This is a genomic window from Holdemanella sp. DFI.5.55, assembly GCF_020593575.1.
GTDB classification, from domain to species: domain Bacteria; phylum Bacillota_I; class Bacilli_A; order Erysipelotrichales; family Erysipelotrichaceae; genus Holdemanella; species Holdemanella hominis.
Genome location: NZ_JAJDMK010000014.1, coordinates 1 through 11682 on the forward strand (window position 1 = coordinate 1; position 11682 = coordinate 11682).

11 protein-coding genes are annotated in these 11682 nt (G+C 35.5%); 7 read left to right on the top strand and 4 right to left on the bottom strand.

Going from position 1 to position 11682, the window contains the following annotated elements; all coding sequences use genetic code 11:
* The 5 genes from LJE08_RS04775 to LJE08_RS04795 all read left to right on the top strand — a co-directional run.
* The coding region (locus tag LJE08_RS04775) for an ATP-binding cassette domain-containing protein (protein ID WP_227402531.1) at positions 1–727 on the top strand (727 nt) is incomplete at its 5' end.
* A 1-nt stretch (position 728) separates the two neighbouring features.
* A complete protein-coding gene (locus LJE08_RS04780; protein ID WP_227402532.1) occupies positions 729–2354 on the top strand; it encodes an amino acid ABC transporter ATP-binding/permease protein in 1626 nt (541 codons plus the stop codon).
* On the top strand, positions 2354–2659 hold the full coding sequence (locus LJE08_RS04785; protein WP_227402533.1) for a nitrous oxide-stimulated promoter family protein: 306 nt from the start codon (positions 2354–2356) through the stop codon (positions 2657–2659). The genes LJE08_RS04780 and LJE08_RS04785 overlap by 1 nt, the downstream gene beginning before the upstream one ends.
* Before the next feature lie 138 nt (positions 2660–2797).
* Positions 2798–4093 carry an ATP-binding protein gene (locus LJE08_RS04790; RefSeq protein ID WP_227402534.1) on the top strand — a complete coding sequence of 432 codons (1296 nt, stop codon included), beginning with the start codon at positions 2798–2800 and terminating at the stop codon, positions 4091–4093.
* A gap of 12 nt (positions 4094–4105) precedes the next feature.
* A complete protein-coding gene (locus LJE08_RS04795; protein ID WP_227402535.1) occupies positions 4106–4963 on the top strand; it encodes a YitT family protein in 858 nt (285 codons plus the stop codon).
* A 67-nt stretch (positions 4964–5030) separates the two neighbouring features.
* On the opposite strand, the gene LJE08_RS04800 is transcribed toward LJE08_RS04795, so the two are convergent.
* Both LJE08_RS04800 and LJE08_RS04805 read right to left on the bottom strand, forming a co-directional pair.
* Entirely contained in the window at positions 5031–5939 is a 909-nt protein-coding gene (locus tag LJE08_RS04800; protein ID WP_227402536.1) for an FAD-dependent oxidoreductase, read from the bottom strand.
* A 44-nt stretch (positions 5940–5983) separates the two neighbouring features.
* Positions 5984–8482 (bottom strand): translation factor GTPase family protein, encoded by a 2499-nt coding sequence (locus LJE08_RS04805; RefSeq protein WP_227402537.1) that lies wholly within the window; start codon positions 8480–8482, stop codon positions 5984–5986.
* 64 nt (positions 8483–8546) lie between these two features.
* Here LJE08_RS04805 and LJE08_RS04810 point away from each other — a divergent pair, with 64 nt between their 5' ends.
* Positions 8547–9164, top strand: coding sequence for a flavodoxin family protein (locus tag LJE08_RS04810; protein WP_117925099.1), 618 nt, complete (start codon positions 8547–8549; stop codon positions 9162–9164).
* A gap of 11 nt (positions 9165–9175) precedes the next feature.
* On the top strand, positions 9176–9766 hold the full coding sequence (locus tag LJE08_RS04815) for a hypothetical protein (protein WP_227402538.1): 591 nt from the start codon (positions 9176–9178) through the stop codon (positions 9764–9766).
* A gap of 145 nt (positions 9767–9911) precedes the next feature.
* On the opposite strand, the gene LJE08_RS04820 is transcribed toward LJE08_RS04815, so the two are convergent.
* Positions 9912–11018, bottom strand: coding sequence for a tyrosine-type recombinase/integrase (locus LJE08_RS04820; RefSeq protein WP_227402539.1), 1107 nt, complete (start codon positions 11016–11018; stop codon positions 9912–9914).
* A 6-nt stretch (positions 11019–11024) separates the two neighbouring features.
* Positions 11025–11645 carry a helix-turn-helix domain-containing protein gene (locus tag LJE08_RS04825; protein WP_227402540.1) on the bottom strand — a complete coding sequence of 207 codons (621 nt, stop codon included), beginning with the start codon at positions 11643–11645 and terminating at the stop codon, positions 11025–11027.
* Between the last annotated feature and the right edge of the window lie 37 nt (positions 11646–11682).

Consider the following 11682-nt stretch of genomic DNA (forward strand, 5'->3'; position numbering starts at 1 on the left):
TACCACTGGTGTAAATTTTCTCTTTTTGACTAGTCCTATTTATATGCTAACATCAGTTTTACATGGATTAAATTTTAAAGCTCATAATGGAATGATTGGTTTTGTAGGTGAGAGTGGTAGTGGTAAGAGTACAATTGCCTCTTTATTGATGGGACAGTATTCGAACTATAATGGTGAACTTAAGCTATCAAATTATGAAATCAAGGATATTAATATCTATCCATATATGACTTTGGTTTCTTTAGAGAGCTATTTGTTTAGTGGAACGCTTAAAGACAATTTGTCGGTGGCTAAAGATGCTTCTGAAAAAGAAATGAATAGCGTATTAGAAAAGGTGGGTATCCTTGATTTTGTGCATGAACAAGGTGGACTTAATATGCACATTTTAGAGGGTGGTAAAAACTTATCTGGAGGACAAAGACAGCGTTTGGTTTTGGCCAGAGCTTTACTGAAGGACTCACCCATCTATATTATGGATGAGGCAACAAGTAATATTGATGTAGAGAGCGAAAATAAAATCATGGAAGTATTATATGAGTTGTCAAAAGAAAAGCTTGTGCTTTGTATTTCGCATCGTTTGGCAAATCTAATTCATGCAGATGTGATTTATTGTTTGAAAGACGGAGATATTGTAGAGAGTGGAACACATGAGGCGTTGCTTCAACAGAATGGTGTGTATCGTGACTTGTTTACTACGCAAAAAGAATTAGAAAGATATGGTGGCTAATATGAGTACAATTCAAATATTTTCACGTTTAATTCAGCTTGTATTTCCTTTAACAGGATTTATGATTTATTCCATTTTAATGGGTGTGGCAGGCTTTTTATGCGCTATTTTTATTCCTGTTCTATCAAGTATGGTATTAGTAAACAACTCTTTATTTAGCTTTAACACAATCGTGATCTTGTTGTTTGTATGTGCCCTTTTAAGAGGAATCTTGCGCTATGCAAAGCAAGCATGTAATCACTATATTGCCTTTAAATTGTTAGCTCGTATTCGTGATCAGGTGTTTGGGGCATTAAGAAAATTGTGTCCTGCAAAACTAGAAGTGAAAGATAAGGGTAGCTTAATTTCTTTAATTACTTCGGATATTGAATTGTTGGAAGTGTTCTACGCACATACGATTTCTCCAATTTGTATTGCGTTTGTCACAAGTCTAATTTGTGTGGGTATTCAAGTGCAGTTTGGATGGATTTATGGACTTTATTCACTTTTTGTTTACGTTGTTGTGGGAGTGGTTTTACCAATTTATATTTCCAAACAATCTAGACAGATTGGTGTAGAGTATCGTAAAGAAGCTGCCAATCTAAATAGTTATGTATTAGAGAGTATGCGTGGCTTAAAGGAAAGTATGCAGTATATGGATACAGATTGTCGCTTATCAGGTTTGAATAAACAGACTTCTTCCCTGGCAAATTGTGAGAAGGAATTGAAGTATTTTCAAGCTAAGACGATTTCTTTGACAAACTTTTGCGTTGTCTTATTGTCTTTAGGTTTATGTTTGATTCATTTATATTTGAATAGTTCAATAGAATCAACGATTGTATCGGGTGTTCTTCAAATATCTTCTTTTGGACCTGTCATCGCATTGGCAAATTTGGGTTCAACTTTATCACAGACAATTGGAGCTGGACAAAGAGTCATATCACTTTTGGATGAGTCACCTATGGTTGAAGAAGTAGAGAATAAAGAAGAGACAGACTTTAAAATGGTAGATGTATCTTCTGTAGATTTTGCGTATGAAGAGGAACAGATCTTAAAGGATATGAATTTAAACATCCATGAAAATGAAGTGATTGGTATTCAAGGTAAGAGTGGCAGTGGAAAGAGTACGTTGTTGAAATTGTTGATGCGCTTCTGGGATGTGTCAAAGGGAAGCATCTTAGTGGATGGGTTAAATATTCGCTCTTTAAACACTTCCAATTTAAGAAAAAATGAAGGGTATGTAACGCAGGAAACGATTCTTTTCCATGATACAATTGAAAACAATTTAAGAGTGGCTAAACAAAATGCGACTATGGAAGAAATTGAAGTGGCTTGTAAGAAGGCAAATATTCATGAGTACATCCAGTCGTTGCAAAATGGCTATAAAACTATGGTGGAAGAACTGGGTAGTTCGTTATCCGGTGGAGAAAGACAAAGAATGGGTCTTGCACGTATGTTTTTGCATGATGCGAAACTTGTTTTATTGGATGAGCCAACGAGTAATTTGGATAGCTTAAATGAGGGGGCTATCTTAAAATCAATTTATGAAGAAAGAAAAGATAAGACCATTGTTTTTGTTTCACATCGAGAATCAACTTTATCACATTGTGATCGTGTGATTCATATGGAATCTGAAAGAGTCAGTTAATGGATAAGCGAGAAAAAGAAATGCGTACAGTGTATGAGATGATACATTTGTATTGCAGAAAGAATCATAAAGATAAAGAATTGTGTCAAGAATGCTTAGATTTGTATGAATATGCAAAGATGCGCATTGAAAAGTGTCCTTTTATGGAAACAAAGACATTTTGTTCGCAATGTAAGGTACATTGTTACAAGAAGGATAAAAGAGAACAGATTCGTAAAGTTATGCGTTTTTCTGGACCTAGAATGTTGTTGTATTATCCTTTAATGGCGATTCGTCATTTGTACTACCAAATTACAGATAAATAGAAAAAATATGCATGTTGATCGAAAATATCTTCGAAAAATGTGCATTTTTGTTTAAAATAACCTCAAAAAATATGCATAAAAGTAAAAAATAACATCGAAAAATATGCAAAAATGATATAATGTGACTAGGAGGTATTTATGTTAAGAAGAAAGTTTTATGATATATTGTTGAAGTGGTCAAAAGAAAAAAATCAAGAGTGTTTATTGGTTCGTGGTGCAAGACAAATTGGTAAGACATATATTATTGATTATTTTGGAAAGAATAATTATAAGAGTTATATTTATTTAAATTTTATCGAGAATCCACAATTAATGACTATATTTGAAAATTCATTATCAGCAGAAGAAATATTTTCGAGAATGACATTGGTGATGCCTCATATACGATTTATTGAAGGGGATACATTGATTTTCTTGGATGAAATTCAAGAATGTCCGAATGCACGTACGGCATTGAAATTTTTGGCATTAGATAACAGATATGATGTAATCGCAAGTGGTTCATTATTGGGTATCAGTTATAAAGAAGTAACGAGCATACCTGTTGGCTATGAGTTGTCGGTTACAATGTATGGTTTAGATTTTGAAGAGTTCTTGTGGGCAAAAGGATACAATGAAAATACGTTGGAGTTGTTAAAAAAATATTATGATTCAAAAGAGAGAATTCCTGAGGAAATACACAATCAATTCATGCGATTGATTCGTGAGTATATTGTCGTAGGTGGAATGCCTGCAGTTGTGCAAACATATTTAGACTCGAATCATTTTGGACAAGTACAAAAAGTTCAGGAACAAATTATTTCAAGCTATATGGATGATATTTCAAAATATGCTTCTTCATCTGAAAAACCAAAGGTAAAAAATTGTTACATGTCGGTTACGAAGCAACTCGCAAAAGAGAATAAAAAATTTCAGTTTTCTGTTGTGGAATCTAAGGCTACCGCAAGAAAATTTGAAAATAGTATTGAGTGGTTAAGAGATGCTGGGCTTGTATGGCTTTGTAAAAATGTAACTGCCTGTCAATTTCCTTTAGTTGGATATGAAAATGATAAATTTTTTAAGATGTATTTAACGGATTTAGGCTTGTTGGTGGCAATGTATGGTTTTGAAATGAAATCGGCTATATTAGATGATACTTTAACAGGGCCAGTAAAGGGTGGTATATATGAAAATCTAATAGCGGATATTTTAATGAAAAGTCGTCATTCGCTTCATTATTACCAAAATAAGAACCTAGAAATAGAATTCTTGATTGAACAAAACACAAAAGTAATTCCAGTCGAAGTAAAGGCAGGAAATAATCGTTCACAATCAATGGATCAATTGTTGAAAAATGAAAATATTCCTTATGGATATAAATTTGTGAATGGAAATTGTGGAATTAATGGTAAAAAAATAACTCTTCCATTATACTTAGCTATGTATGTAGATTAGGTTGGGGTAAAAATGAGAGAAAATGTTGAAAAGTATATTGAGTTAATTATAGGAAGTATTTTACTTTCGTTAGGAATTTATTTATTTGTGACACCGAATGGAATCAACTTTGGTGGTGCCATTGGGATTGCACAGATCATCGAGTATTTTATTGTGAAGATGATTCCAAGTCTTGGGCATATGAACTTGGTGGGAATCATTAACTTTATGATTAATATTCCTTTGTTTGTGATGGGATTTAAGATTATGAACAAAGAGTTTTGTATCAAGACGGTCATTAGTTTAGTGGTGCAAACCATTACTCTATCTATTTTGCCAAAACAATCCATTGTGATTATGCCAGACATGCTTTCAAATTGTATCTTTGGAGCCTTAATGTGTGGTATTGGAGTAGGACTTGCTTTACAAAGTAGTGGATGTTGCGGTGGTATGGATATTGCCGGTGTATGTTTATCGAAGACAAAACCAGGCTTTTCAGTCGGTAAGCTTTCGATTATTATCAACTCCATCTTATTTACAATTTGTGCCTTTATTTTTGATTTGCAGACATCACTATATTCCATTATCTTTGTGGCCATTCTTTACTTTATTAGTGATCGTATCCACTATCAGAATATCAATATGACTGTATTGATTTTCACAAAGAAAGAAAATATGAAGAATGTGATCATGGAAAGAACAGGTCGTGGAGTAACGTATTGGATGGGGAAAGGTGCGTATACAGATACAGACCAATATATTTTATTTTGTGCTGTCAATAAGTATGAGATTCGTAACTTCAAAAAAATTATCAATGAAATTGATCCAAAGGCTTTTGTGACAATTAGCGAGGATCAAGAAATTGATGGTGGATTTGAAAAGAGATTATAATTCTGAAAACTATCTACAAATTTTTGCGTAGGTAGTTTTTTTTGTTTTCTAAAGAAAAAAGGAACGATTATTTCGTTCCTATGATTTCTTTGGCAATCTTTTTACCTTCCATTACAGCACTACCAATTGTTTTTGGCCCAGTGAAGGCATCTCCAATAATGTATACATTCTTTAATGTAGAGGTGTGTGTATCCGTTGCTTTTAAATCGTCATTTAATGGAGTGAAGTCTACTTTTTGACCAATAGCCATCGCAACTAGATCGCAATCCATTGTGAATAATGAATCTTTTACTTCGTGGCAGCTTGCTCTTCCAGATTCATCCATTTCTCCAAGTTCCATTTTCGCAACTTGAACACCACAAACATTTCCGTTTTCATCTTTTAAAATGTCTTTAATGTTGTTTAAGAAGGCAATCTTAATCCCTTCTTTTTCACAGGCTTTGATTTCTGCAGGACTTGCAGGCATTTCCTGTAAAGATCTACGATATACGATTGTGACATCATCAATGATACGAACTAATGATCTTGCGCAATCCATCGCAACATTTCCACCACCCCAAACAATGGCCTTTTTATATTTTTTGAAGTCTTCTTGTTTGTGATTGATATTTAAATCGTAAAGTAATGTTAAGCCGGCAACGACGCCATTACCTGTTTCAAAACCAAAAGTATTTTCAATTTGGGCACCAATTGCTACAACTACATAATCATAGTTTGTTTGTAATTCCTTAAACATAGTTTGATCCACAAAAGTATTAAAATGGAATTTAACACCGGCTTCAATCAATCCGTTATAGGCTTTTTCTAAGAATGTTTTGGGCATACGATATTCAGGAATACCTGTGTAAATGGCTCCACCAATTTCAGCTTCCTTATCAAAAATATCAATTTGGTATTCATTTTCTGTTTTAACTAATTCTTGAGCTAATGTATAGCCAGCAGGACCGGCTCCAATAATGGCAATCTTTCTTGTCATAATTAAATTCCTCCATCTTTTTCGCCACTTAATTATATCATAAACTATTTCCTTAGGTATGAAAGAGCTCGTTTGTTTACGTTTTTTACGGCGATCTCAAGTTCACGAGCTGAAATTCTTTTTGCGCCATTGGCCAAAATCGCATTTTGAATCAAGCCATCACTTGTCGCAACTGATAATTCATATTTCTTTTTTAAGTCGTGTACAGCCTTTTCAATATAGCTGTCTGCTGTTTGATTGTATCTAGTATAAATAATGTCTAGATTTCCTTGATTAAAATGTGAACCTGTATTGTTTTTAACGCGATATCCATCAAATACTAAGATGACTTTGATCCGCTTATATCCTTGATAATTCGAGATTCGATTGATCAATTCATCACGAGCAGATTCAATGTTTACTTTGGCAATATCTTTTAAATCTTGCCAGTCATAAATCATATTGTAACCGTCAATCATTAAACATTCTGGCTTTTTATCTTCGACATGAATCTGATTTAAATTCATATCAACCTTCGCTTTTTTCTTGATTGGCTTTTCAGATTTCTTGTTGTTTCCACCAAGTGAATTAAATACTTTCTTTAATTCTTCTTCACGAACAGTATGTTTTACATAAGAAGCATAGGAAGTTGTGTTGGCTTCTTTAATTTGGATGTGCATATGCTCCTTGACTTCATCCCAAGGCACAAAATAACCTGCTCCATGTTCGCAGAATACAGATCCGGTTGGATTGTTTAAATCGGCTTCACTATCATAATTTGTTTCTTCAATGATCTTTTCTTGATTAAAACACTCATGATAGTCTTCTAATTCACAAATAAATTGGCCTTTTCCTTTTGTGTATGCGATGACATCTTTTTGATAGTCCATCAACTCACGAACGGGTCCCGTTCCTTTTATGTGAACAAGATTGTTCATGTCTTCTTCAATTTTAAATGAGCAATGCCTGTTTTCTAAATCAAACAAGGCTTTTGAAACATATTGATTTTCAACGACTAATTCAAAACTATAATAAGGTTCTAATAATACAGATTCTGCTTCTTTTAAACCTTGTCTTATAGCACGATAGGTTGCTTGCCGAAAATCCCCACCTTCTGTATGTTTTAAATGGGCTTTACCGGCCACTAAAGTGATTTTTATGTCGGTAATTGGCGATCCAGTTAATACGCCTTTGTGTTGTTTCTCTTTTAAATGCGTTAAAATCAGATTTTGCCAGTTTAAAGCTAAATCGTCATTGGAACAGTTTGATTCAAACACAAGTCCTTTACCTCTAGGTAATGGTTCAAGTTTTAAGTGTACTTCGGCATAGTGTCTTAAAGGTTCAAAGTGCCCTACACCAATCACACTATTTTGAATGGTTTCTTTAAATAAAACTTTACCCGTTGTAAAACCAACGTTAACTTTAGATCTTTTCTCAATTTCTTTTTGAAGAATTTCCATTTGAATTGATCCCATTAGCCTTAAGAAAATTTGTTTCGTCTGCTCATCATATTCAATTTGTAGCTGCGGATCTTCTTGAGCAAGTACACTGCAGTAGCGCATCATAGTGAGTGCATCTACACCTTCGGGAAGTAGGAGTTGGTAATTCATATAGGCATTTAAGAGTGGTTTTGTCGTGTCAGATTCAAAGCCTAGCCCTTGACCTACTTCATACTTGTTCAATCCTTTTAGTGCACAAATCATTCCTGGATAAGCGGTTTGTACCATTTCAAATTGTTTTCCGTTATACAAACGAATTTGATCTACCTTTTCATCTGTACCAACTTTATCTTTGGCATTTAAAACACCACCCGTAATCTTTACGTGGGTTAAACGATTGCCTTGGTCATCATTTGAAATCTTGTATACACGAGCACCAAAATCTTCAGGGTAATCTTGGATAAAAGATAAATCGATGATCGCATCCATTAAATCTTCGATGCCTTGGATTTTTAAGGCAGAACCAAAGAATACGGGGAAGCATTCTCTTTTAAAAATGGCTTGTTGAAGAAGTGATGAATCGATTTCTTCGGTTTCTAGATAGTGATTCATGATATCTTCATTCAACATGGACAGTTCATCTTCAGCATCTTTTGATTTAAAATTGATACAGTTGGATGAAAAATGCACTTTAAGATCATTCATAAGCTCTTCTTGTGTCTTATAGCTAATATCCATTTTATTAATAAAGATCAGCGTAGGAATCTTATAGTGTTTTAAGCATTTCCAAATGGTAGAAGTGTGAGATTGAATACCGTCTTGTCCGTTGATTAAAAGAATGGCTAAATCTAATACTTGAAGACTTCTTTCCATTTCACTTGAAAAATCGACGTGGCCGGGTGTGTCAATCAAATAGATTTCACTATCTTTCCAATGAAAGTGAGCTTCTTTTGAATAAATGGTAATGCCTCTTTCTCTTTCTTGATTATCATAATCCAAATAGGCATCTTGATGGTCGACACGTCCTAATTTTCGGATTGTTTTTGATGTATAAAGCATACTTTCGATACAAGTAGTTTTACCTGCATCGACATGCGCTAATATTCCGGTTACTATTCGTTTCATAAATATCATTTTATCATGTTGACGCAAATGATAAAATAGAGATAGGTTTTTTCGGAGGAAAAATATGAAAGTCTTAATGTTGAATGGTAGTCCACATGCGAGTGGAGTGAATGATTTGGCTTTGCGTGAAATGGAAGTTGTATTTAAAGAAAATGGGGTTGAAACCGAAATTATACAAGTTGGAAACTTAGCTGTTCGTGGTTGCTTAGCTTGTGGTGCTTGTACGAAACTTGGCAAGTGTGTATATGATGATATTGTCAATGAATTGTTACCTAAATTTGAAGAAGCGGATGGATTGGTCGTTTCAAGTCCTGTATATTATGCCAGCGCGAATGCAACATTGATTGCAGTATTAGATCGTTTGTTCTATATTTCGCGTTTTGATAAGACAATGAAGGTGGGGGCTAGTGTTGTTTCTTGTCGTCGTGGCGGAGCGAGTGCTACTTTTGATGAATTAAATAAGTATTTTACAATCAGTGGTATGCCTGTTGTTTCGAGTCAATATTGGAATTCAATTCATGGAAATACTGCGCAAGAAGCCAATCAGGATGAAGAGGGTAAACAAACAATGCGTGCTTTAGCTCGTAATATGACGTTCTTGATGAAAAGTATTGCCTTAGGTAAAGAAGCGTATGGTTTGCCTGAAAAGGAAATTAGAAAGGGTACGAATTTTATTCGTTAAAAGGTGATCACATGGTGAATTTAAGACATCCAGATAATATATTTTATGATCGCGAAGGCGATTTATTCATAATCACAACGGATTTAGATGGTCGTCAGGAAGTGGTTTGTAAGACCAATCTTGAATGTGTGAGTGATGTTTTGGCAAGATTATTAGATATCAATTTTAAAAAGGTTCTAGACAGTGATGATCATTTACGTATGTTAGGTGATTTAGAACAATTTGCGTGTGTATATGCACTGAAACTAATGACATATAAGACGGTAAAGGGACTTTATTTAGAGTTTCCTACTTTAGCCAAGTATCAAGGTGCAGCTCTAATCAGTGCCAATACAATCATTGATAATCGTAATGATGGCTACAACAATAAGTATCACTTAATGTTGGTGAATGTTATCTATACATCTATGATTCATGCGACTGTTAAGTATGCAGGTTCAAGTCAGGAGGCTGCACACATGAAAGAAGTGTTTGAAACGGTTTTACCAGATGATAAGGGTCTGATTGAAACGTTGAATGATTTCTATGATGGTGCTATCAATGAAGCGGATTTAACGGATATTATTAAGAATATTCAAAACGAAAATACGACAAAAGCTTAAAAAAATCGTTTTCATCGACCGATTTTCGATTTTCGGTCGAGTACAAATGTAAAAAACATCTCTATGTTTAACATTGAGAAAAAGTAGCTAAAATGACTATATATAAAGCACCTAGCTACTTTGTGATGTATTTTTGATGTATTTTTTATAAAATTTTGTTCAGTTTATCCAGCATTTCACGCCTAGATTCGGAGTATATATGGGCATAAGTTTTTCTTAATTCACTAACAGAATGGCCCAGCCTTTCTGCGATCAGCTGATCATCTACACCGGCACGAATCAGCAGAGTCGCGTGAGAGTGCCTAAAGCCATGAGGGGAGATAGGCGGAACACCAGCAGCCTGGATGTATCGCTTCAAAGCAACAGCCAGTCTGGGCGCCAGAAGTGGCTTTATATGGCCAAATACAAACCAGGAGGACGAGAACCCGTCCTTCTTTTGTTGCTCGCTATAGCGACGCCTTAAGCAATCTAGAAGGGTATCCTGTAGATCAATATATCTGTTTGAGTTTTTAGATTTAGGTGGAGTAATCTCCCACGGAGCCGATTCCGTTTTTATCGTTAATGTTTTAGAAATATGCACCCGGCCTCTGCCTAGATCAACATCCGACCATTGGAGGGCAAACATTTCAGATTTACGGACACCAGTGCCATACATAAACATAAAGACATCACGCCAATACGGGTCGTCTACGCAGGATATAAAATAAGTAAAGGTTTCCTGCTCCCAGAATAACAGACTCTGGTCTTTCAGGTTCCGTTTATCTTTCACGATAGGCAAAGATCTGCACGGATTGACTTCAAGATATCCAAGTCTCACGGAATAGGAAAGAATAACAGATAGAGTATCTAGAATGCCGTTTAGAGTGGGGGCAGCATAAAGCTGACCGTTTGGTTTTTTCTTTTGAAGCAGACGGTTTCTCCACTGATCAAGAACGGGAGTAGTAAGCGCCGTAAGCTTCATGCTTCCCAAATCATCCTGGATGTGATTTCTATAAGTATGCTCGTGCGTATAGAGAGTGGATCCTTTTACGGACATATTCTCTGCGTTTTTGCAGTATAACTGAAACATTTCATTTAGGGTTATAGAAGGCCGAGAGGTAGTCATTTCCAGACGGAAGGCATGCTCGGCTTCTTTTGCTTCCTTTTTCGTTTTGAAACCTCGACGACAATATCGCTGAGTCTTTCCGGTAATATCTTTACAGGAACCATAGAACATCCAGGTCCCTCTTTTTGTGTCCTTTTGCTGAGCCATAACGGATTATCTCCTTTTATAATTTCTACGAAAAGCGACTAAAACGCCCAACACCTGAACCTGATCATGAAAGTCGGCCGTCGATAAAAGCGTACCAATCGCATACGGACTGGCAGTACGTAAGGCAATCTGATTCGTTTCGTTATGCGTAATAATAAAGCGCAGCATGGTTTTACCTTGATACTTCACTAGCATAGGCACACCAGCACGAATAGCACCAGTGGCACGGATCAGACAGACGTCGCCCTTAATAATATCTGCTTTGTACATGGTATCATCAGGCATAACATAAACATAGTCGGCCGTAACATCCGTAGCCATAGACGTGAATACTGGAGAACTGTTCGAATTTGATACAGAACCGTCATCAGCAACCAAAGACAAGAAACGGACAGGCTTTACTGAAGAATCATCAAAAGCCGCGCTCATCAGATCAAAGGGTTTCAGGTTGAAGCGCTCTGCAATTTTTACAACCATATCTGGCCTTGGCGCTTTAGTGCCAACCTCCCAACACCGTACTGTGTTATAAGAAACACCACAATACTCGGCCAAATCTCTACGACTGACACCAGACTCTTTCATCAGCTCAGGGAGTTTGGAAGATAAAACTTCATTCAATTTACTCATAATTACACCTCCTAGGTTTATATTAATCTTTTAGGTT